This is a genomic window from Mycobacterium haemophilum DSM 44634, assembly GCF_000340435.2.
Lineage (GTDB): Bacteria > Actinomycetota > Actinomycetes > Mycobacteriales > Mycobacteriaceae > Mycobacterium > Mycobacterium haemophilum.
Genome location: NZ_CP011883.2, coordinates 3,585,734 through 3,608,077, shown reverse-complemented (window position 1 = coordinate 3,608,077; position 22,344 = coordinate 3,585,734). Strand labels below are relative to the sequence as shown.

The window sequence follows — 22,344 nt, the reverse complement described above, 5'->3', positions numbered from 1 at the left end:
ACTCGAACTAACAACGTGCCGATGCGGAATGCATCGGCACGACGGAGTTGGAAGTTCTAGCAGCGGGTCACTACTCAATAAAGCTCGCTCAATAAGGCTAGCGGCGCCAGGCGTCCTCGTCGTCCCATGACTCGTCACTCAACCGGTCGTCTCCGTCCAGTCGGCCGGGGTCGACGGCACCCGTCCCTGATAGCTCGCGCTGAAGCCGCTGGAAGTCGGTCTGCGGGGAGCTGTATTTAAGTTCTCGAGCAACCTTGGTCTGCTTTGCCTTAGCACGGCCGCGGCCCATGGGGGAACCCCCTCGCGAAATAACGGAGCGGCCTAACGAGTAGGCGGCTCCGATCTCTTAGTGTCGTTATTGTCCTGCCGACAGCTTACCGTGCCGTGCGGCAGCGCGTCGGCCCCCCTCCCCGCTGTGGCGGACGCCTCAACTGTAGTCCTTGGCTCACCGCCCGCGTAACCGCTCGACGGCCAGTCGTCCCGCGCCTACCTCGTCGGCGGCTGGCAGCGAGTCGGCGTCGATCACCGCCGCGACCGACCCGCCTTCCGCGTCTTCCGGTCCGATAACCAGTTCGGTGTCGGCCGGCAGCCCGCGCTTCAGCAGCGCCAGCGCCACCGGGCCCAGGTCCACATGCTCGACGACGGTTCCGAGGCGTCCGACGGCGCGACCGCTGGCCAGCACCGCATCGCCCGTCGAGGGCCGTTCCACCGAGCCGTCCAGATGCAACAACACCAGCATCCGAGGCGGTTTACCCAAGTTGTGCACCCGTGCGACGGTCTCTTGGCCGCGATAGCAGCCTTTGTCCAGATGGACGGCACCTTCGCCGGGACCACCGATCCAACCCACTTCGTGCGGGATGGTGCGCTGATCGGTGTCGACGCCGAGCCGCGGGCGCAGTGCTGCCACGCGGTGGGCTTCATAGGCCCACACCCCGGCCTGCCGGACGCCCGCTCCCGCCAGCCGGCGCTGCCAGTCGGCCGACTCACGTCGCGGTACCAGCAGGTCCAGTTCGATGTGGTCGGCAGCGGTGCCGCGCATCCGGCGCACGAAGCCCCCGCCAGCCAGCGGAACCGCCGTCGGCTCGGCGGGCAGCGCATCCAGGTGAAGCGCATCGAGCACCGCCTGCTCCGTCAGTCGCGGACCCAGCAGCGACAGCACGGCCATCTCGGCGCTGCCCGGGGTTACCTCGGACCAGAACACCATCTTGCGCAGGTACTCCAGCAGTGGCTCACCCCGCCAGGGTTCGGTATCGAGATAAGTGGTGCCCGCCAGCTCGGTCTGGATCCAGTGGTCCTCAACCCGGCCTTGGCCGTCAAGGCTGAGATTCTGCGTGCTGGCACCGTCGGGGAGTTCGCTGACATGTTGGGTGGAGATGTTGTGCAGCCACGTCTGCCGGTCGCTACCGGTCAACGTGAGTACCGCTCGGTGTGAGCGGTCTATCAGCACAGCATCGGTTTCGGCCGCCCGCTGTTCGCCCAGCGGATCGCCGAAGTGCCAGATCGCGCCCGCGTCGGGTCCGAGATCGGGTGCAGGGACTGCAGTCACGTGCGCCGCTCCTCCTCATCGCTTCGCTTTGCATCGTCGCCGGCGCGGTTCACACGTCAACTCTACGGACCGGCCGGCGAGCGTGAAGCCAGCCGCACATTGGTCGACGAACGTGCGTCCAGCCGCGCGTTCGCGGCGCGGGCCATTTAGGCTCCTTTTTCATGTCGGGTGTGATCGTCACGTTGGACGGCCAGATCCATACGCCGGGGACGCCGCTGTTGCACGCCGACGACCTCGCCGCCGTTCGCGGTGACGGCGTCTTTGAGACGCTGCTGGTCCGCGACGGCAGGGCCTGTCTGGTCGAGCCGCATCTGCAGCGGCTCACCCAGTCGGCGCAATTAATGGATCTACCCGAGCCGGACCTGCCGCGCTGGCGGCATGCGATCGACGTGGCCGCACAACGATGGACCGCGACTACCGCTGACGAAGGCGCGCTGCGGTTGATCTACAGCCGTGGCCGGGAGACCGGCTCAGCGCCGACGACCTACGTGATGGTTAACCCTCTCCCCAGCCGGGTGGCGTCGGTGCGGCGCGATGGGTTAGCGGCCGTCACGTTGGACCGCGGGCTGCCTGCCACCGGTGCCGGCGCCACGCCTTGGCTGCTGGCCAGCGCCAAAACACTGTCGTACGCAGTGAACATGGCTGCCCTGCGGCACGCCGCCCGGCAGGACGCCGGTGACGTTATTTTCGTTAGCTCGGACGGCTACATCCTGGAAGGCCCGCGCTCGACGGTGGTGATCGCCACGAATTCCGAAGGCGGGACGGACGATAACCTCTGCCTGCTGACGCCGCCGCCGTGGTATCCGATCCTGCGTGGTACCACCCAACAGGCCCTCTTCGAGGTGGCCCGCGCCAAGGGGTACGACTGTGACTACCGAGCGTTGCGGATCGCCGACCTCCATGGGGCACAGGGGATCTGGTTGATATCAAGTATGACCTTGGCCGCCCGCGTGCACACCCTTGACGGCCGACGACTGCTTCGCTCCCCAATGGCTGCAGCATTCGTCGAACTCGTCGATGCCGCCATCGTCAGCGACCGCTGAGGCGGTCAAATTCTGTTGTGGGCAGACCGGAGTGCGGGTACGGTCGGCCGTACACAAGGAAGGAGGTGGTCCGCGAAATTGATTGCTTCATGGACATGTGAGGTGGCTGCGCGCTAGCTGCATTGGCTTCCGAAGAGCTGGCGTCAACGCGCTGGCGAATTCCCCGCAGTCACCCGGCCCCCGAGCTTCCGGTCTTGTCCAACCAGGCGCATGCTCGGGGGCCGCTCCATGTCATGGATCCGTTGCGCGCGGGCGGGGCCGCGCTATTGCCTGACGTTGGCGGCCATCTTTTGGACGATCTGGCTGCCTTGGTCGGCGACATTCACAGCGCACGCCTCGACGTCGAAGACAACGTCGGACACCGCGCTCAGCACGCGTTGGCAGGAGGGCCGACTGGGATCGCCGGGCATGCGAACCTGAGTAATCGTGGGGGGAGTCCCCGTGAGGTCACCGAACGTCCAGTGAAATTCTCGGCCCTGTTCGGTGGTTAGCGTCACGGCTTGGCCGGCGCACGTCTTCCATTGCTCAGCTTGCTTCGCCACGAACGCCTTGGCCTTTTCGGCGTTCGAAAAGCCAACCGCGGCCTCGTAGACCCGGAGGGTGTTGTCCGCCGCGTGCAACTGCTGGCCGCGCACACCTTTGTCGCCGCTGCCCGCATAGATCGGGTCTTGGATGGGTTCGAACGCGCCGAGGCAGTCCAGGTTTGACAAAGTCCCGGCGGGCGCGCGCAGCTGCTGGGTCTGGTTGGCGATTTCCATGGATGCGACGCCCATAATGGCGGCGACGTCGTTTGGCGGAAGAAGAATCGATTCCAGGCGACCGGGAGCTACCGGTGCCGCCGGTGCGGAATGTGCGCTGGCCGACGTCGACGGCTTCTTGGGGGACGATCCTTGAGTGACGAACACAACCGCCACCACGATCGCAACAACGGCGGCTAGGACGGCCCCTCCGATAATCAACAACCGCTTGTTGGACGCGGTACCGCTGGCACCGGCAGCCGGCGCGTGAGGCGCCGACGGCACCGGGCCGCTAACATGCTGCGACCTGCCTCCGGGTTGGGTAGGGCCCTCGTCGGCAGTCTTTGCTGGCTGCGGTTGCGCCTTGGCATCGGCCGTTTCGGCTGACTCGATGGACGCCAACACTTGGTCGATCTCGTTTCGGGTGCGATAGGTCACGTCGTGTCGGAGGCGCAGCATGCGCAGGAGTTGACCGATATCGCTTCGGGCGCTGGGGTCGTCGCCGTCCTCAGCAAGTCCGGCCTTGAGTTCGACCAGCAGTTGAATCTGCTGCTGGGGGCTGAGTTCTTTTTCCGCCAGGGTGTTGCCCAACCGCGTGATATAGCCAAAAGGCACCGGCGGCTCGTCGGGCAGCGGGTCCGGTAACGGCACCGGGGTGGCACGCAGCGCGTGCACCGCGGTCACCAATTGAATGCCGGCGTCAACGGTGGGGTTCGTGTAGTCGATGATCTGCAACGTGGCAAGGGGATTCACGCGCATGCTGTCGACCGCACCGATCCGAACGGGAAGGATTGGCCGCTTCAAAGCCTGCGCATAGCGCAACTCAGCCTGACTGGGCTTGGACTGTAGCCAGTTACTTGACAGTGCGACGATGAACACGTCGCACGACCGGATCTGCTCGAGGATCTTGCTCCACCAGGCGTCGCCACCGCCCAGCTCCTGGTCGAACCAAACCTGTTGTTGGCCCCGCCGAAGTGCGGTCGTGAGGGCGTCCACCGTTAGCCTGTCCTGGCTCGAGTAGCTGATAAACAGCGCCATAGCACTCTCCTCAACAAGGCACAGCAAGCAAACACGGCGAATCCGTGATGCGACGCTAGCGCATGCTACTACGCACAGTAAACGGCTCCAGCCATAGCCAGGCCCGATTCCGCGAACAGGTCATCGGCTAAATCACAGAGTTGGATCCCTTACCCCTCAAGGTGTTTAGCTTGTGGCTGGAATTCGACGTAGCGACGTGCGAACTCGTCACCGGGAACCGGCCATTGTTCGCCGTTGGATCCCCGCACCACCCAGTCTCCGTCCGCAGCGGTAGTTGGGCCCTCTAGGGTGTTGACGGTCTCGCCGGCCTGCGCCGGACGGGCTTGAACTCGTCCCTTCCGGCGCCACTGGCCGTCGCCGGTCTCCTCATAGGTGTCGCGGAAGATGTCGTCGCGCACCGACCACATCTTTCCGTCGGACTGGACCGCCCAGTCTCCGGCGTCGGCCCGCATCGTGTGTCCGGAGTCCGATCGCCAGGTCCACGGTGTCTGCCGCTGCTCGGCGGTGACCGTCCCGACGCGAGTGAACGATTGCCACAGCGGACGGGACCGAAAGCCGAGCTGGCGCAGGCTCCACAGGGTGGCCGCCAAACTGCGCACCGCGGCCTCGACAAGATCCGGCTTGCTTTCGACCACGGACCAGTCGACCAGCTTGTCATGGATCCGGCGGGCATCGTCGCGGATCGGACCATACTTCCAGCCGTTGCGCCGGTAGTAGCGACACCAGTCCTCGTGTTCGGCGCGCGCCATGCTCATCGCGGAGTAGTGGTCAAAGCCCATGAGAGCAAGCTGTTCTAGTGGCGGCGATCCGGCCATGTCGCGCCCGGACAGCTGTGCCGGCGGGCTGCCCCAGGTGTTCCAGGTGTGGCCGGCGATCTGTTCGACCATCCACAAGGCATTGCGCACCTGGCGCCGGTTGGATCCCCGGTAGAACTCATCGAGCTCAGCCCATGGCACGGCCGCCGGGCCACGCGGCCAACTGGGGTCAATCGTCGACACATAGCGTTCGTGGATCAGCCTCGCCGCGCGCTCCCACGCATCCTGGACCTGACCCTCGCGGGTGTCCAGCACCAGGGAGTAGGACTGCAGCATGCCGACGACTTGGATCGAGTCATCGGCGATGCTGGTGTTGAGGTCCGAGGTGTAGACGGGCATGTCGGGGAAACGCGCGGCCAGCCTGGTGCCCGTCGTCGCCGCATGGGCGTCCACCAAGATCACCGCGCTGGTTGCCGGATCGGCGTCACCGATCAGCTTCAGCAGGGTCGGTATCGTCGGAGCTTCCGCTACCGCGTCGATGGCCGGTCCCGTTGATATGAACCCGGTTTGCTGACGGTGAAACTCGTGATCGCGCAAGTACTCCTCAGCGTCTCTTTCGACGAGGGTCAGCGCCGGCAGCGGCACGGAGCCCGGAGGGGTGTAGAAGTCGCGTTCCAGGGCGCGTTGGGTCAGATCCGCGCACAACGCTAGGGTCAATTGCGAAGTGCCGCAGATGAATACACGTTTTGTTCGGCCCGTCGCGATGATGCCGTCGAGTAGCCTGCCGGCGGTCACCTCGTACTTGCCCACCACATCGGCGGCCCACCGGGTGTCGGATCCGCCGAACTGCTGGGCGCGCCAGGCCTGGGCCAACCAGGGGTCGTCCATGCGCACGATAAGGGGCAACCGCTGCTTGTGGGCGACCTCGGAGAGTCGACGACTGATGAGGTCCAGCCACAGCAGGTTGGTTGCGGGATCGGCCGACATCAGATAGAGGCGAGACAGGTGTCGCCAAAGCCGTAGCGACACCAGGGCGGATGGTGCATTGAAATCCACCAAGACCACCCGGGCGCCCTGGCGGCGGGCCTGTTGTACCCGGTTGTCGCTGGTGCCGGTGATGACGACCAGGGTGCCGCGCCGGTCCAGCGTTTGGGCGACCCCGCTGATCATCGATTGCGTGTCGTCGTCGACACCGACAATCGCGGTCACAGAATCGGCGAGGTTGGCTCGGAGCCGATCCACCTGGGACCGGAACACGCCGACCACCACACCACCCAAGCCGGTGAAGATCGCCGACAGAGCCGCTATTCGTGCTACTTCTAGGCCGGCTGGGGTGGGATACGGGCAGGTGCGCCCGCTCACGGAAAAGTCGCCGGTGCCGCCTTTGACCAACTGGGCTGTCGCCATCAGCGGGGTGAAGAAGGCGGGATGATTGGCGTCGTGGCATCCCCAGTAGGAGGTGAGGCCCAGAACCGCGCTCATCGCGATCAGCACGGCGATCACGGTGAACGACATGCCTACTACCCGGTGGCTGCTATCCGATCGGAAGGTCAGCACACACGCCGCGATCAGCACGGTCACCACGATCCCGATCGTCGGCATCGATCCCGGCCGGCCGAACCACCCGAGCCAGGTCGGTAGTGCGTCGATGATGGCGGGTTGCGCCGCCACCACGGCCAGATAGCCGATCAGTAGCAGGCCAACCGCGGATACGACCCTGCGCGTCACGGGCGAGGTTGTTCTGGTGCGACGCATCCGGCCGACCTCCTTCCTGGGATATCGGCTGTTCAGACGTCGAACAGTACACACAGAATGATCGTTCGAAGGTGTCTTTTTAGGCCCACGCCGCTATCCGGCGAATCGGGACAGTCTCGCCGATAGATGTGGCACCAGTCCCCCGTCGGCGTCTACTCGTTCTTCGACGTAGGCGAGGTCGCCGCCTTCGACGATGCCGTAAAGCCGTTTGGCGCCGCCGACGAGCACGCCGGATTTACTGCAAGCCAGGGCATCGGTGACCAACTCCCACGATGACGCGTTGCGTGGCCGCCCGTAAAACAATTCGACGTAACCAGCCGAGTGGGCTAACAGCAATTCGATCGCCTGGGATTCGGTCGGATCGTATGGATCGCTGACGAAACGCCAGAAACCCGTCTCACGTAAGCCAGCTTCCTGATACTCGCCGGCGTCGTTGAGCCGCCACGACCGGGCTTCCCAATTCAGGTAATCACCACCGTCGTGCGAGACCACAATCTGCTGGCCGAAGCGGTAGTCGCCGTTGGGTCCGCGGCCCTCGCCTTCGCCGCGCCACACGCCGACCAGCGGCAGCAGTGCCAGCAAAGCGTCATTGAGGTTAGCGCCTTCGCGCAGATTCGCGGTGTCGGAGGGGATCGGCAAATCATCGAAAGCTGGGATATTTCGGGCTGCGCTCACCGTCGATCGCTCGGCAGCGTGAAACATCCCAGCAGCCGCACGTTCACCGGAGTCCGCGGGATCGCCCGGTCCGTCACGGACCTCGTCGGAGGTCACGTGCGCCGCTCTTCCCCGTCGCTGCGCTCTGTATCGTCGCCGGCGGGCTTCACGACTCGTCAGTGATCAGCCGGTACAGCGTATAAAGGGCAAACCACGAGATGACCACCACGGCCACGACCAGCATGATCTCGAAGAAGAGCACCACGGGGACGAGTCTATTCGTCTTATTGGTCGGTGGTGGCTTCCGGGGCAGGTCTGTCAGGCCGGTCAGGCGATCTTGACGTTGACCTCGTGGATGCCCGCACCCGACGGCGACACCACGGCGTCGCCATTACCGACTGAAGACAGCGCGCGCAGCGTCCAGGATCCCGGCGCGGCGAAAAACCGGAAGTCACCGGTGGCCGAGGCGACCACCTCGGCTGTGAACTCGTTGGACGAGTCCAGCAGACGAACGAACGCGCCACCTACGGCTTGGCCTTCGCGGTCAACCACGCGACCGGTGATCACCGTTTCCTTCTCGAGGTCGACGCTGGCGGGCAACGTCAGTCCTTGTTTCGGCCCAGAGCACATATCAGCTTCCCAACTCGATCGGGGCGCCCACCAGGGAGCCGTATTCCGTCCAACTGCCGTCGTAGTTCTTGACGTTCTGATGTCCGAGCAACTCGCGCAGCACAAACCAGGTGTGGGATGACCGCTCACCGATCCGGCAGTAGGCGATCGTCTCCTTCGACCCCTCCAGGCCGGCGTTGGCGTACAGCGTGGCCAACTCCTCGTCGGATTTGAAGGTGCCATCCTCATTGGCGGCCTTGCTCCACGGTACGTTGATCGCGCCTGGGATGTGGCCGGGTCGCTGGCTCTGCTCCTGGGGCAGGTGGGCAGGCGCCAGGATCTTGCCGGAGAACTCGTCGGGGGAACGTACGTCGACGAGATTTTTGATGTTGATGGACGCGATGACCTCGTCCCGAAAGGCCCGGATGGTGTTGTCCGGTGCGGCAGCAATGTAGGAGGTCGCCGGTCTGTTGACGGTGTCGGTGGACAGTGGGCGACCGTCGAGCTCCCACTTCTTGCGGCCGCCGTCAAGCAGTTTGACTTTGTCATGCCCGTACAGCTTGAAATACCAGTACGCGTAGGCGGCGAACCAGTTGTTGTTGCCGCCGTACAGGATCACGGTGTCGTCATTGGAAATGCCACGGTCACTCAGCAATTTGGAGAATTGCTGGGCGTCGACGAAGTCGCGCTTCACCGGGTCTTGCAAATCCGTGCGCCAGTCCAGCTTGATCGCGCCGGCAATGTGGCCGCCGTCGTAGGCGCTGGTGTCCTCGTCCACTTCGACGAAGACGATCTTCGCGGCCTGAGGGTTGCTGAGATTACTCTCGGCCCAGTCGGCGGAGACCAGGACATCGGAGCGTGCCATGGTGGGATCCTTTCACTTACTTTGGGGTGAACAGGGTGGTCAACCAGGGTTAAACGGGACGGGGAGTGCGTCGGAACCGCGCCACAACCGGGTAGAGCTGACAGCCCAGGCAGATGCCGAATGCTGCGTTGAGGAAGGCGGCCACCAATGCGGCCGCCGTCGCGATGACACCCGCCAAGAAAGCGCCGGCGGCGAATCCGGCAACACCGCAAACCGCGAAGACGAAGCCAACCAGTTGGGCGAACTTGAGCGGTGGCACCGGTTCGCGCTCTTTCACCGGACCCAGCCGAGGCGCCACCAGGGCGGCGAACACCCGTCCGTATGGGTGCCGGCGCGGGCCGCCAACAGCGCCGCTGGCAAAAACCACGGCCTGCAGGCCCAGCAGTAACGCGGCCGCCAGCGGACTGACGACCGAGACGATTAGGACGGTCTGCAGAACTGCGGTCGTAACCCAGGCAGCAAACCGTGGGCCGCGGACATCGACAACATCTCCTCCGATGGAGGTGCTATTGATCGTCACTGTGCTACTCCTAGCTACTTCTAGATCTCCTGTTGCACGGAAAAATGGGAGTCATGCCTTAGTAGGCTCCGAAAGCTGCTCCAGGTGCGGCGTCGACGAGCGCGGCGACTCAGCAGCTACAGCAACAGCAACAACCCGCGATGCGGCACAGATCGACTGCGCGGCGCTTGGTGAGCATGGGCTCGAGGCGGGTTGACACGTCGGCCAGCTTACCCAATGACATGGTGATCAAGCCAACAATGGTTCGAGTGCGGACTGCAGGTCAGCGGCCTTGGGGACTCCCGACGTCCGGTACCGTTGCTGTCCGTCGGCATCGAAAATCAATGTGGTGGGCAGCGAGAGCACCGAAAATCGGCGCGCAGCTGCGGGATTAGCGTCCAAATCGATCTCGACGTGGGCTATGTCTCCCAGGTCGCGCAGGTCTTCGCAGACCTGATCAACCACCCGACGTACCCGATCGCACGGCCCGCACCACGGTGCGCTGAAATGCACGATGGTCGGCCCGGTACGCGACAGGCCCAGGTCTGCGGTGTCTGCGCCGGCGCCCTGACCCGGCGCAGAACGAATTTCGCGAACGTTTCCCGAGCGCCGAGTCAGCAACCATCCGGCAAGGGCTGTCAGCACCCCCACCGCTATGGTCGCCACAATCACCGCCATCATGGGCGCCGCTCTCCCCCGCAAGCGGGTGGTGCCCCCACCTCATCGCTTCGTCCCCCTCGCCGCTTCGCGGCTGGGGGTGCCCCCACCGCATCGTCGTCGGCGCGCATCATGACTGCTTAAACCCGTCGAGGGTGATCGTTACTCCCCGGGCGATGCCTTCGATGATCACATCCGAGCCGCGTGCTCCCTCGCTGGTCGGCGCCACCCCGAACGGAAGCCTCTGGTGGGGCATTCTGGCGCTGAAGGCACGTAGCACGGCGTCCCGTTTGTCATCCGGAACGGGTTGGTTGGCGGTGTCGGGTCCGGTCACGATGCCTGTGGGGGTAAACACCAGCGTCGCCTGGTCTTCAGGGGCGATGGAGAGGTCCACCAAGACGCTGACCCGGCGGTCGAAGTTGGCCGATTTCGGGGTGCCGCTGAATACCAGCCCATGGCCGCTGGAGATCCCCGATTCGGTGGTACCGCCGGTAGCGTCGTTGGTTTCTCGGTGTGGTGCCTCGACCATGAGGTCGCTGATGCCCAGATACTGGCCCAGATGCATCGAGTCGATGATGATGCGGCTCTCTAGCCGGTCTACCGGGAGCTTCGCATCGGGCTTGATCAGCCAGGACGCGTAGGTCAGGTCGATCGAGTACATGGTGGCTTCGAGGGAGGCCTTGCCGACCATAGCGTGGTCGACGGCGTTGGCCTTGATCTCCAACTCGGTGTAGTGGTCCCGCATCGCCTGCGGGATGAACGGGAACGCCAGGATCGCAACAAATGGGTCCGACCCGAGATTTGCCGCGTTGCGCACGTTGACCGACAGGCGGTACTCGGCGTAGATGCTGGTGCCGTAATCGACGCTGAGGGCGCCGACAACAATCACAGCCACGGCGACCACCGCTGTGACCACACCGGTTAGCACCTTGCGCATCCGCATATTGTGGCGTAGCTCTATTCAGGTTGTGCCTGAACCACCTCCGGCAACCGGCACGACGACTCTCGCAACGCCTTGTCGCCGGGCTTACTTTGATTGCCCGGTTCCTCACCGCTGCGTCCCGCAACGCCTTGTCGCCGGGCCCACTTTGATTGCCCGGTTCCTCACCGCTGCGTCCCGCAACGCCTTGTCGCCGGGCCAAAGACCAGGTGGCACGTTATCGTTAATTGACTTAGCCGCAAACGGCACATGTCGCTATCGATTTGGGAAATGCCTTTCCCACGACGCTGGAGGGGTCGTTGGAGCTACTACTGCTGACCTCGGAGCTGCATCCTGACTCGGTGTTGCCGTCGTTGTCGCTGCTGCCCCACACCGTGCGGACCGCGCTGGCAGAACCGTCCTCGTTGCTCGAGGCTGGAGCCGCGGATGCCGTGCTCGTCGACGCACGCCACGACTTATCGTCCGCACGCGGTCTGTGCCGCCTGCTGAGCACGGCAGGCCGGTCCGCCCCCGTCCTAGCGGTGGTGAGTGAAGGCGGGCTGGTGGCGGTCAGCGCTGACTGGGGGCTGGACGAGATCCTCTTGCCCAGTACCGGGCCCGCGGAGATCGACGCCAGACTACGGCTGGTCGTCGGCCGCCGCGGCGGGCTAGCCGACCAGGAGAGCGCGGGGAAAGTGAGCCTGGGCGAGCTGGTCATCGACGAAGGCACCTACACCGCACGACTGCGGGGCCGGCCGCTTGACCTCACCTACAAAGAGTTCGAGCTGCTGAAGTACTTGGCGCAGCACGCCGGCCGGGTGTTCACCCGCGCGCAGTTGCTGCACGAGGTGTGGGGGTATGACTTTTTTGGCGGGACCCGGACCGTCGATGTGCACGTGCGTCGACTGCGGGCAAAACTTGGGCCCGAACATGAAGCGCTGATCGGCACGGTACGCAACGTGGGTTACAAGGCGGTCCGGCCGGCTCGCGGCCGCTCGCCGATCGCGGAGCCCGACGACGAGGACACCAAACCCGACGATTTCAATGACCCATTAGTCGACCCGTTACGCAGTCAGTGACGGTGCTTGACTGGCGCTTCGCACTGTCCGCCGATGAGCAGCAGCGAGTGCGCGAAATTGTTGCGACGGCAACCGAATTCGATGGAGTAGCACCCGTCGGCGAGCAGGTGCTGCGGGAACTCGGCCACGACCGGACCGAGCACCTGCTGGTCACGGATTCAGGACCAGAAGCATCGGTCATCGGCTATCTCAATCTCAGCCCGTCACGCGACGCGGGTGTCGCGATGGCGGAGTTGGTGGTGCATCCGCGGGACCGCCGTCGCGGTGTTGGCGCCGCAATGGGACGCGCGGCGCTGGCGAAGACCGCGGGGCGCAACCGGTTTTGGGCGCACGGCACGCTAGCACCGGCCCGGGCAACGGCGTCCGCGCTGGGGCTTGTCCCGGTGCGCCAACTGGTCCAGATGCGACGCTCGCTGCGAGATGCCCCCGACCCGGTGGTTCCCGATCAGCTGGGGGTGCGGGTGCGGACTTACGCGGGTACGGTCGATGACGCCGAGTTGTTGCGGGTCAACAACACCGCGTTCGCCGACCATCCAGAACAGGGCGGCTGGACTGAAACCCAGTTGGCGGAGCGACGCAGCGAACCGTGGTTCGACCCGGCGGGCTTGTTTTTGGCTTTCGGTGACTCCTCAAGCGACCAGCCGGGCAGGCTATTGGGCTTCCACTGGACCAAGGTGCATCCCGATCGCCCGGGCCTGGGTGAGGTCTACGTCCTAGGCGTCGACCCGTCCGCTCAGGGCCGCGGCCTGGGGCAGATGTTGACATCGATCGGCATCGCCTCGCTGGCGCAGCGGCTTGCCGGACCCTCAGCCGAACCTACCGTGATGCTCTATATGGAATCGGACAACGTCGCCGCGGCGCGGACCTATCAGCGGCTAGGCTTCACCACGTCCAGTGTTGACACTGCCTATGCGCTAACCCGGATCGATGACTGAGCGAAAGCCCAGTTTCACGCGGCATTCACAGGTGTTGTTCACCCCACTACCGATGTTTCTGGGTGCCCGCGGCGCATACTTTCCGGGTGACCAGGCAACCTCGCGCTCGGCCAGCGGCGCGGGTGTGCGTCGAAAGTGCGCTGAGAAAGCGAGATCGGTGAGCCGCGACAGGGTACGCAGGGCATTGGCGATGGTGTTGACGACGACGGTCACCGCCGGGGTGTTGGCTGCGTGTGGCAGTGACGACAATCGCGGCCATGCTGCGACAACAGCCATCTCAGGGAAATCGGCTAACACGGCGGCTTGTGGCGGTAAAAGGGCAGTGACGGCTGAGGGGTCGACCGCTCAACAGAACGCGATCGCATTGTTTAACCAGACTTGGGGGAAGTTGTGCCCCGACAAGAACGTGTCTTACAACCCAACCGGGTCGGGTGCCGGTCGTGAGCAGTTCATTGCCGGCCGTGTCGACTTCGCTGGCTCGGACACGCCGCTGCTCGCGGATCAACTCGCCCCGGCCGCCAAGCGCTGTAAAGGAAACCCGGCGTGGGATCTGCCGCTGGTGTTCGGGCCGGTTGCGTTGGTCTACAACCTGCCAGGCGTTCAGACGTTGATCGTCAATAGTGACGCGTTGGCCAAAATCTTCAGTGGCGTGATTACGACATGGAATGACGGGATACTGGCGGCGCTCAATCCAGGTGTTGTCCTGCCCAACCTCAGGATCCTGCCGATCTATCGGGCGGATTCATCGGGAACCACCGACAACTTGCAGAAGTATTTGACGGCCGACGCACCGCAGAGCTGGGCCAAAGGGGTCGGTGCCGAGTTTCTGGGCGGTGTTGGCGAAGGGGTTCAGAAGTCGGCCGGGGTAATCCAGGCGGTGCAGACCACGCCCGGCGCCTTTGGCTATGTCGAAAAGGGCTTCGCTGATCGAGCCGGATTGCCGTTCGCCCAGATCGACACCGGCAGTGGCGGCGTGCCGCTTACCGACGACACGGCACGCAACGGCATCAACGCGGCCAACTTTGTGTCCGTCGGCAACGACCTCGTACTGGACCTGAACGCGATGTACAGCACTGAGCAGCCGAATGCTTACCCGTTGGTGTTGGCCACCTATGAGATCGTCTGCTCGAAGGGCTACGACCCGGACACGTTCGCGGCGATTAAGTCGTTTCTCACCGTGGCCGCCGATGACGGTCAGACCGGCCTTTCGGCGGTCGGCTATGTTCCGCTGCCCGATACAGTCAAGAAGCGACTGGTCAGCGCGATCAACGCAATGCAGTAACAAATCGCGCCCCGTGCGACGCCCTTCTCAGGGGGCAACAGGCGCTTTAAAAGCGACGGCAGAACTAAGAACTAGCAGGGATGGGATCACGGTGACAACGCCAAACCCAGCCGATGCGGGCTCGGGTGCGGTGGTCGCCGCGGCCTCTCCGGAGCTGCCGATCGCCCCCATAAGCCCGTGCGGGGCTAAGTGGCCGAGCCTGGGAGACCGGATATTTCGCAGGCTGTCGGAGGGTTCCGGGGTCCTGATCGTGGGTCACTGCCCGGCATGATGTATGACCAAACGTCGGCCGGCGCTGGCAGCAACCCGGTTCCCGCGGATCGACTGCGGGGCGCCGCGCTGACCCTGATCCTGATAATTGCTGTGCTTAATATCGGGGCCAGAGCAATTGTGAAAATGTTCGCCCCTAGGAAGTCGTAGGCAGGAGCACCACGTGGCCAAGAGATTGGACCTCAAAGGCGTCAACATCTATTATGGGCCGTTTCAAGCGGTTTCGGATGTGTCGCTGGCGGTACTGCCCAGAAGCGTGACGGCCTTCATCGGAGCCTCGGGCTGCGGCAAGACGACGGTGCTGCGCACCTTAAACCGGATGCATGAGGTCGTCCCCGGCGCCCGGGTTGAGGGCACCGTGTTACTCGACGATGAAGACATCTATGCCCCTGGTGTCGATCCCGTCGGTGTGCGGCGGGCAATCGGGATGGTATTCCAGCGGCCCAACCCGTTCCCCGCCATGTCGATCCGCGACAACGTGGTGGCCGGTTTGAAGCTGCAGGGTGTGCGCAATCGCAAGGTGCTCGACGACACCGTCGAATACTCGCTGCGCGGCGCGAACCTGTGGGATGAGGTCAAGGACCGATTGGATAGGCCCGGCGGCGGATTATCCGGGGGTCAGCAGCAGCGGCTCTGTATCGCTCGGGCTATCGCCGTGCAACCGGATGTGTTGCTCATGGACGAGCCGTGCTCCTCGCTCGATCCCATTTCGACGATGGCCATCGAAGAACTGATCAGTGAGTTGAAACAGGAGTACACCATCGTCATCGTTACCCACAACATGCAGCAGGCGGCGCGGGTGAGTGATCAGACCGCGTTCTTCAACCTGGAGGCGGTAGGAAGACCCGGCCGGCTGGTGGAGATCGACGACACCGAGAAGATCTTTTCTAATCCGACTCAGAAGGCCACTGAGGACTACATCTCCGGCCGCTTCGGCTAGCACATCGAAGCGACTGGATAATCTATTGGCTTGAGCTGGGTGTCGTGTCGTCTTCCGGAAGACTGCCGGTCGCCTGGAAGATGACACGGCGTGCCACTTCGACGGCGTGGTCGGCGAAACGCTCATAGAACCGGCCCAGCAATGTCACATCGACGGCGGCCGCCACGCCGTGCTTCCATTCGCGGTCCATCAGCACCGAAAACAAATGCCGGTGCAGATCGTCCATCGCGTCGTCTTCTTCACGGATACGGGCGGCTTTCTCCGGGTCGCGGGACAACACCACCTCTTGTGCGCCGTTTCCCAATTCGACTGCGACTCGGCCCATTTCGGCAAAATACCCATTGACCTCTTCAGGCAACACGTGCTGGGGATGGCGCCGGCGGGCGATCTTAGCAACGTGTAGGGCCAGCGCGCCCATCCGATCAATGTCGGCCACCATCTGGATGGCGCTCACGATTGCTCTAAGGTCACCGGCCACCGGCGCTTGTAAGGCCAGCAGTACGAACGCGCTCTCTTCGGCGCGAGCACTGCGGGTCGCAATCTTTTCGTGGTCGGTGATCACTTGTTCTGCCAGCGCCAGGTCGGCTTGCAGCAACGCTTGGGTGGCCCGCTCCATGGCGATCCCTGCCAGCCCGCACATCTCGCCGAGCCGCTCGGATAACTCCGAGAGTTGCTCATGGTAGGCGGTTCGCATGGGGTTAAGCCTACGTTCTCGAGATCGGAAACGGCGGTAATGCACCGACCTGGCCGTTATCCGCAGGTGGTGTCGGCCGCGTTGGTCAAGGTCAGGTCCTCAGGCAGCTCGGTTGGCGGGCTGCTGGAGTTGCGGTATATCTGCACGGTGACCGATGAGCCGCTAGGTGGGGGAGCGATCACCGCGCTGAAGTCTGGGCCGAGAACCACGCGAACTACTTGGCCAATGCCGGTAACTCGCTGGACTTTTGAATTGGGGAACGCCGAGGCCACGGTGGCCGCGGCTTGCTCGTTGCCGGGCGAGAAGAACACCGTGGTGGTCTTAAGCGAACTCGAGTAGTCATCCGGCGTCATGACGTTGAAGCCGGCACGCTGGAGTTCGTTGGCAGCTACGGCCGCCAGACCTGCCCGGCTGGTCGAATTGGACACCTGCACGGTGATGCCTTGCGGCGAGGTCGTCGTCACCTGCTCGCGCTGAACCTCTGGGGTGGCGCTGTCCGGTGTCGCCTTTTTGGGGGTGGGCGTGGTTGTCGGCGTCTTCCCCAAACTCTGCGCATTTTGGTCGTTTTCCAGAGGTAAGGGATCGTCGTTGATGATGGCATCGAAAAGTGCCCGCATGTCGGCCGTGCGTGGTGGTTCGTCGCCGTTCTCGTCTGTCACGCCGGTTGGCACGGTGACAAACGTGATGTGCCCGGCGGCCATGCCCTGCAACGACATACCCAGCTGGACCAGGTCTTTGGTCTTGACATTGTCGACATAGCTATTGCCGATGAACATGTTGACGACGTTGTTGAGCTTATTCAGGTTGAACAATGTATTCGTCGAGATCATCGAACGCAGCAGCGACGACAAGAACAATTGCTGTCGTTTGATGCGGCCGTAGTCCCCATTGACCTCGGTGGTGACCTTACGGGCTCGCACGTAGTTCAACGCGGTTGCCCCGTTGAGAACCTGGTGTCCCGAGTGGTCTAGCACCGTGCCCAATTCGTAGTCCTGTATCGGAGTTTTGCTGCACACTTCGACGCCGCCGACCGCTTCGACCATCCGCGCAAATCCGACGAAGTCAGTGGCGATGAACCGGTTGATGCTCAAACCGGAAAGCTTCTGGATTTCCTTCACCAGACATTTCGGACCGCCGTAGGAGAATGTCGAGTTCAATTTGGTCTCCGTGTAGACCACTCGGGGACCAAATTTTCCCTTCTGCTCGTTGTAGATGGGTCCGTACTTGCCGGTTTCGGGGTCCCAGACCTCGCACTGTATCGGGGTGATCGCCAGGTCGCGGGGGAACGAGATGACTACCACGCGTTTGCGGTTTGCCGGGATGTTGACCAGCATCACGGTGTCCGACCGGATGCCGTCGGCGTCTTGAGTGTCGCCCGCGCCCATGTTGGCGTTGGCCCCTGCGCGCGAGTCCATACCGACGATCAAGAAGTTTTCGTCGCCGTACTGCCCGCCGGGGTCGACGATGTCGTGCGAGCCTGGGTCGAGCGCGCTGACGGTGTTGAGGCGGTTGTTCTTCGAGGCGTTCCACTGCCAAGCCGCGCCGGTCAGGACCAGTGCCAGCACGGCAACCAGCGCCGTCAGTGTGCGTCCGGCTAGCAATATCGGTCGGCGGCGGGATTTGGGTTGGTGCTCGCGCGTCGTAAGGGCCTCGGGAGCCAGGGCCCAGTCGCTTGGCGCGGGCACCTCGTGCGACGGGGTCGGCGTGTGTACGCCGTTGGGCGGGTACTGGGCAGCTCCGAGGTCGGGAATCTCTGAGACGATCTCCAAGGAGTAGGCCGGGATGTCGATGACCTGAGTGTCTTGCTCGTCGTCGGGGTAATCGGAGACGTCGGCGAAGACCTCGGGCGGTTCGATGTCCGGGGCTTGGTGGCGGGCTCCATGAGGGTGACTGGACCGCTGGGGAGTGGGGGCGCCGATTTTGGCGATTAAGTCGGCGACGGTTATTCGGCCGACGGCGTGAGATCCGGTCTTTTCGGTGTCGACGGGCGATTGGTCCGGCCATCGGCAGGCCACGTCCTCGGGCGCGGGTGCACGGCTGCGCTCGCGTGGCGCGGCGCTTAGCTTTCGCTGCGCGTCGGGGGCAATTCGTTGCTCATCGCTGTCGGCGCCGGACCCGCGTTGATGGTCAAGAGTGGCGCCATTCTCGCCGTCACTCACGTCTTGCCGGCCTCCGAAACTCTGATGCGGACGTCAGTGATGTCCGCGCAAAATGGTCAGTGCACCGTGCTGGCATTATCAGCGCCGCAACTCGCGCTACAACTGCCACTAAAGGGCAAATGGTACTGAGTTATCGGCCGAGACGCGATTTCGGTCGCGTTTCGACTCAGCCACCGGATCCCATGACGTCGGCCCCGACCGGCACGGTGCAGTCGTCGGGGTCAGTCAGCCAGCCGTCGGGCAACGCCACCCGAGCGGATGAACCCTGCCGACCCCGGGGTCCGGTCGCTGCGTCCGGGAACGGCACAGCCCCATCCAACCGGTCTAGTAGGCAGTCAAGTTCATCGAGCGTTTTGACTAGTGCCAATGCGCGCCGCAACTCCGATCCGGCGGGAAAGCCATGCAGGTACCACGCGACGTGTTTGCGGATATCGCGCATGCCCTTGTCTTCGCCGAAATGGGCGGCGAGCAGCCTGCCGTGCCGACGGATGATGTCGGCGACCTCGCCGAGTGTCGGTGGGGTGGGTGCCGGATTGCCGGTGAACGCGGCCGACAGCTCGGCGAACAGCCACGGTCGTCCCAGGCAGCCGCGGCCGATGACAACACCGTCGCATCCGGTGGCGGCCATCATCGCCAGGGCGTCGCTGGCGTCGTAGATGTCTCCGTTACCGAGCACAGGAATCGTCCGTACCTGCTGCTTGAGCTGGGCGATCTGTTCCCAGTCGGCGGTACCGGAGTAGCGTTGGGCCGCCGTGCGGGCGTGCAGCGCGACCGCGGCGGCGCCTTCGGCTTCGGCGATACGGCCGGCATCTAGATGGGTGTGATGCTCGTCGTCGATGCCGATGCGGAACTTGACGGTCACCGGAATGTCGGTGCCCTCGGTAGCCCGCACCGCGGCAGCCACGATCTGGCCGAACAGCCGCCGCTTAAACGGCAGCGCAGCCCCGCCGCCGCGCTTGGTGACCTTGGGCACCGGGCAGCCGAAATTCATATCGATGTGATCGGCCAAGTCTTCGTCAGCGACCACCTTGGCGGCCGCATAGGTGGTGTCGGGGTCGACGGTGTAGAGCTGCAACGAGCGCGGTGACTCGTCCGGGGCGAAGGTCGTCATGTGCATGGTGACCGGATGGCGCTCCACAAGTGCACGCGCGGTCACCATTTCGCAGACGTAGAGCCCGCTGACCGTGCCGACCCTCGATAGCTCTAACTCACGACAAAGCGAGCGGAATGCGACGTTCGTCACACCGGCCATCGGAGCCAACACAACCGGGCTGGCAAGCTCGATCGGGCCGATGCGCAATGGTCACTACCGCCCGCTCATCCTTAGCGTGCCCTTGGTGGAGAGCACTTTGCGTGCGGTGATTTTCTCGGTCCTTTGGGCCTCGCGCTCAATGTAGCGTTGCTTGGAGACTTCGAACTTGTCGCACGCGGCCTCAAGCTCCTTGAGGTGCGCGCCGATTTCGTCGCGCAACCGTGCGCCTTCGCCGCTGAAATCTTCGCGCTCCAAGATCCGCCACTTTTTGAGCACCGGCATGACCACCTCGTCCAGGTGGATCCGGATGTCGTAGACACCGCCGACCGCGATCATTACGGCCTTACGCCGGAACTCGGGCACCAGGAATCCCGGCATCTTGAAGTTGTGCAGGATCTTGTGCAGTGCCTTGATCGCAAGGTTGGGCGCAAGCTCGATGCCGGCTTCGCTGACGTCCCGGTAGAAGATCATGTGCAGGTTTTCGTCGCCCGATATTTTGGCGAGCAGCTGATCTGCGATCGTCTCGTTGCAGGCCTTACCCGTGTTGCGGTGCGAGACCCGGGTGGCCAGCTCCTGGAATGTGACGTAGAGGATCGAGTCGAACAAGGTGTCGGCGAAGAGTCCGCCTTGGTGATTCTGGCCCGGGCTGAAACCGCGGTTGACCACCTCGATGCGTAGCTTCTCTAGCTCCACCGGATCGACCGCGCGGGTCACCACCAGATAGTCGCGCAGCGCGATTCCGTGCCGGTTCTCCTCAGCGGTCCAGCGGTTGACCCACTGCCCCCACGCGCCGTCCATGCCCATGGTCATCGCGATCTCGCGGTGATACGACGGCAGGTTGTCCTCGGTAACCAGGTTCTGCACCATCGCCACCTGGGCGACGTCGGAGAGCTGGCTCTGTTCGGGGTCCCAATCCTGACCGCCGAGCGCGTAGAAGTTCTTGCCGTCCGACCACGGGATGTAGTCGTGCGGGTTCCAGTTCTTGTGCATGCGTTCATGCCGGTTCATGTACTTCTCGACGACCGGTTCGAGCTCGTGCAGCAGCTGTAGATCGGTCAGCTCGGCTGACATGGCTCCTCCAGTTATCTGTGTCTATTGGTTGCAGTCAATATATCTGTGTATCTCGGTAGCATCAAGTTCCGTCCCAGCGTGCCACGTCGTGAGTGACCAGCCGCAACGGCCTGCCGATTCATCGTTCGCGTAACCCTCGAATACGGGACCGCTGGGACGTTGCGGCCCGCGGACGGGCAACCTCAGTCACGCGCCGCGGAAGGAACCGATCGCTCGGCTTCCTTCCGCTCGCTCGGGGGTACATACGTGGCAGCGGTGTTGAGCAGCATCTCGACGCAGTAGTCGATGAACTGTTCGCGTGTGGCCCCCAGCCGTCCGTGCAGATACGCGGTGAACAGACTGGTCAGACCCCCGATCAAGCTGGTGGCGACCATTTTTTGTAAGACGGGGTCGCTGATCCGGGACAGCTTGTGCTGCAGCAGCGTGATGAAGTTGGGCATCCATTCTGCGCCGGACTGAGTCAGCACTGGCTCGACTGTGGGTGCCAGCAGCAGCACGCGCCCGCGCACCGGGTCGTCGACCATCAGCGCGACAAATTGTTCGACGGCTTCTCGAGGGGTTTTCGCCGAGACGAGGGTTGTCATCGCCCGCGTGCAGACGTCGTCGTAAACCGCACGCACGAATTCGTCACGGTCAGGGAAGCTTTCATAGAAGTAGCGTTCGGTCAGCGCGGCCCTGCGGCATACTGCGCGGACGGTCAGCGCAGGTCCGCTGTCGCCGCCGAGCAACTGCACACCGGCGGCGATGAGGTTGTCGCGACGTACGGCGAGGCGACTCTCCAGTGGGACGCCGGACCAACGGCCCCGTCGTTGATCGGACTGCACAGCGCTCCCTAAGCTTGCAAAGTGACAACGCGTGTAGTCAGAATGACTCACATCTGCCGGAAACGCATCAGTGACTCAAGATGCGTCGGCCGCGTGCCCGCTGGCGCAGACGCTTGCGCCCAGCCTGCCCGCCCCCGGGATGAGCGGGACAACCCGTGCCCGGAGGTCTGACGGAGCTCTGCGGCTCGGGCCGCATGGGGTGCACCTCATGGTGGTGTTCATGCGCACGCGGCGCGTCGTGAGTGTGCTGCTTGGTGATCGTTATCCGGCGCCCCGGCGGGTTCGAGAGCCGGGCGGCTTTAAGGATTCGGCGACTGGCTTCAACCCGCCCTCGGCGCGGTGATGACGCGGAATGCCTGGGCCGGCGTGCTCGGCGTTAAAGACGGCGTCGATGACCAGCTGGCGTATGTGTTCGTTTTCCAGGCTGTAGAAGATGGTGGTGCCGTTCCGGCGGGTGCGCACCAGACGTGCCATCCGCAGTTTCGCCAGGTGCTGGGAGACTGACGGCGCTGGCTTGCCCACATGTTCGGCGAGTTCGTTAACTGACATCTCACGATTCGTCAGCGACCACAGCACTTGAACGCGGGTGGCGTCGGCCAACATCCGGAACACTTCGACCACCAAACTGGCCTGATCATCGGGCAATCGACCTTGGCTATTACCTGCATGCATATGCAGATAGTAGCGCCGTCTTGAGCGCGTGAAGAATCGACTTGCCGCAGTAACTAGACTGTCTATATTTATTGTGGCTCGGGATGGGG

22 protein-coding genes and 1 pseudogene are annotated in these 22,344 nt (G+C 63.7%); 6 read left to right on the top strand and 17 right to left on the bottom strand.

Annotated elements, in window-relative coordinates; all coding sequences use genetic code 11:
- Positions 1–97: 97 nt before the first annotated feature.
- Positions 98–289 (bottom strand): DUF3073 domain-containing protein, encoded by a 192-nt coding sequence (locus B586_RS16870; RefSeq protein WP_054879343.1) that lies wholly within the window; start codon positions 287–289, stop codon positions 98–100.
- A gap of 156 nt (positions 290–445) precedes the next feature.
- Positions 446–1,546 (bottom strand): CAF17-like 4Fe-4S cluster assembly/insertion protein YgfZ, encoded by a 1,101-nt coding sequence (ygfZ, locus tag B586_RS16865; RefSeq protein ID WP_054879344.1) that lies wholly within the window; start codon positions 1,544–1,546, stop codon positions 446–448.
- Positions 1,547–1,716: 170 nt separating this feature from the next.
- On the opposite strand from ygfZ, the gene B586_RS16860 reads away from it, so the two are divergent.
- The gene (locus B586_RS16860; protein WP_047315256.1) at positions 1,717–2,589 is read left to right on the top strand and encodes an aminodeoxychorismate lyase; all 873 of its coding nucleotides are present in this window, start codon (positions 1,717–1,719) and stop codon (positions 2,587–2,589) included.
- Positions 2,590–2,852: 263 nt separating this feature from the next.
- Here B586_RS16860 and B586_RS16855 read toward each other — a convergent pair whose 3' ends face one another.
- From B586_RS16855 to lmeA, 9 genes are all read right to left on the bottom strand, one after another.
- Positions 2,853–4,364, bottom strand: coding sequence for a sensor domain-containing protein (locus B586_RS16855; RefSeq protein WP_054879345.1), 1,512 nt, complete (start codon positions 4,362–4,364; stop codon positions 2,853–2,855).
- A 149-nt stretch (positions 4,365–4,513) separates the two neighbouring features.
- Positions 4,514–6,847 carry a hypothetical protein gene (locus B586_RS16850; RefSeq protein ID WP_236971314.1) on the bottom strand — a complete coding sequence of 778 codons (2,334 nt, stop codon included), beginning with the start codon at positions 6,845–6,847 and terminating at the stop codon, positions 4,514–4,516.
- A gap of 120 nt (positions 6,848–6,967) precedes the next feature.
- A complete protein-coding gene (locus B586_RS16845) occupies positions 6,968–7,576 on the bottom strand; it encodes a heme-binding beta-barrel domain-containing protein (protein ID WP_231584538.1) in 609 nt (202 codons plus the stop codon).
- A gap of 279 nt (positions 7,577–7,855) precedes the next feature.
- Positions 7,856–8,158: a DUF1416 domain-containing protein gene (locus B586_RS16840; RefSeq protein WP_047315195.1), complete on the bottom strand. Its 303-nt coding sequence runs from the start codon at positions 8,156–8,158 to the stop codon at positions 7,856–7,858.
- 1 nt (position 8,159) lies between these two features.
- A complete protein-coding gene (locus tag B586_RS16835) occupies positions 8,160–9,002 on the bottom strand; it encodes a sulfurtransferase (RefSeq protein ID WP_047315196.1) in 843 nt (280 codons plus the stop codon).
- Between the two features lie 49 nt (positions 9,003–9,051).
- Positions 9,052–9,522 (bottom strand): DUF4395 domain-containing protein, encoded by a 471-nt coding sequence (locus tag B586_RS16830; RefSeq protein ID WP_047315197.1) that lies wholly within the window; start codon positions 9,520–9,522, stop codon positions 9,052–9,054.
- A 109-nt stretch (positions 9,523–9,631) separates the two neighbouring features.
- A complete protein-coding gene (locus B586_RS22840) occupies positions 9,632–9,745 on the bottom strand; it encodes an Ms5788A family Cys-rich leader peptide (protein ID WP_368859894.1) in 114 nt (37 codons plus the stop codon).
- 5 nt (positions 9,746–9,750) lie between these two features.
- Positions 9,751–10,182, bottom strand: a complete 432-nt coding sequence (locus tag B586_RS16825) for a thioredoxin family protein (RefSeq protein WP_047315198.1) — start codon at positions 10,180–10,182, stop codon at positions 9,751–9,753.
- A 106-nt stretch (positions 10,183–10,288) separates the two neighbouring features.
- Positions 10,289–11,101: a mannan chain length control protein LmeA gene (gene lmeA, locus B586_RS16820; protein ID WP_047315199.1), complete on the bottom strand. Its 813-nt coding sequence runs from the start codon at positions 11,099–11,101 to the stop codon at positions 10,289–10,291.
- Between the two features lie 296 nt (positions 11,102–11,397).
- Here lmeA and B586_RS16815 point away from each other — a divergent pair, with 296 nt between their 5' ends.
- From B586_RS16815 to pstB, 5 genes and pseudogenes are all read left to right on the top strand, one after another.
- Positions 11,398–12,156 (top strand): winged helix-turn-helix transcriptional regulator, encoded by a 759-nt coding sequence (locus tag B586_RS16815; protein WP_047315258.1) that lies wholly within the window; start codon positions 11,398–11,400, stop codon positions 12,154–12,156.
- The gene (gene mshD / locus B586_RS16810) at positions 12,153–13,091 is read left to right on the top strand and encodes a mycothiol synthase (RefSeq protein ID WP_054879347.1); all 939 of its coding nucleotides are present in this window, start codon (positions 12,153–12,155) and stop codon (positions 13,089–13,091) included. Before B586_RS16815 ends, mshD begins: the two co-directional genes overlap by 4 nt.
- A 190-nt stretch (positions 13,092–13,281) precedes the next feature.
- The gene (gene pstS, locus B586_RS16805; RefSeq protein WP_197079853.1) at positions 13,282–14,373 is read left to right on the top strand and encodes a phosphate ABC transporter substrate-binding protein PstS; all 1,092 of its coding nucleotides are present in this window, start codon (positions 13,282–13,284) and stop codon (positions 14,371–14,373) included.
- A gap of 252 nt (positions 14,374–14,625) precedes the next feature.
- Positions 14,626–14,793: pseudogene (locus B586_RS22265) on the top strand (phosphate ABC transporter permease PstA); the annotation flags it as partial.
- Between the two features lie 13 nt (positions 14,794–14,806).
- Positions 14,807–15,583, top strand: a complete 777-nt coding sequence (gene pstB, locus B586_RS16800; RefSeq protein WP_054879349.1) for a phosphate ABC transporter ATP-binding protein PstB — start codon at positions 14,807–14,809, stop codon at positions 15,581–15,583.
- Between the two features lie 22 nt (positions 15,584–15,605).
- On the opposite strand, the gene phoU is transcribed toward pstB, so the two are convergent.
- The 6 genes from phoU to B586_RS16770 form a co-directional block, all read right to left on the bottom strand.
- Entirely contained in the window at positions 15,606–16,277 is a 672-nt protein-coding gene (gene phoU, locus B586_RS16795) for a phosphate signaling complex protein PhoU (protein ID WP_047315203.1), read from the bottom strand.
- A gap of 56 nt (positions 16,278–16,333) precedes the next feature.
- Positions 16,334–18,436 carry an LCP family protein gene (locus tag B586_RS16790; RefSeq protein ID WP_082129342.1) on the bottom strand — a complete coding sequence of 701 codons (2,103 nt, stop codon included), beginning with the start codon at positions 18,434–18,436 and terminating at the stop codon, positions 16,334–16,336.
- Positions 18,437–18,602: 166 nt separating this feature from the next.
- Positions 18,603–19,736 carry a tRNA dihydrouridine synthase DusB gene (gene dusB / locus B586_RS16785; RefSeq protein ID WP_054879350.1) on the bottom strand — a complete coding sequence of 378 codons (1,134 nt, stop codon included), beginning with the start codon at positions 19,734–19,736 and terminating at the stop codon, positions 18,603–18,605.
- A gap of 6 nt (positions 19,737–19,742) precedes the next feature.
- A complete protein-coding gene (locus B586_RS16780) occupies positions 19,743–20,759 on the bottom strand; it encodes an acyl-ACP desaturase (protein ID WP_047315205.1) in 1,017 nt (338 codons plus the stop codon).
- A gap of 182 nt (positions 20,760–20,941) precedes the next feature.
- Entirely contained in the window at positions 20,942–21,583 is a 642-nt protein-coding gene (locus B586_RS16775; protein ID WP_047315206.1) for a TetR/AcrR family transcriptional regulator, read from the bottom strand.
- Positions 21,584–21,844: 261 nt separating this feature from the next.
- Positions 21,845–22,255, bottom strand: coding sequence for an ArsR/SmtB family transcription factor (locus tag B586_RS16770; protein ID WP_047315207.1), 411 nt, complete (start codon positions 22,253–22,255; stop codon positions 21,845–21,847).
- Positions 22,256–22,344: the final 89 nt, after the last annotated feature.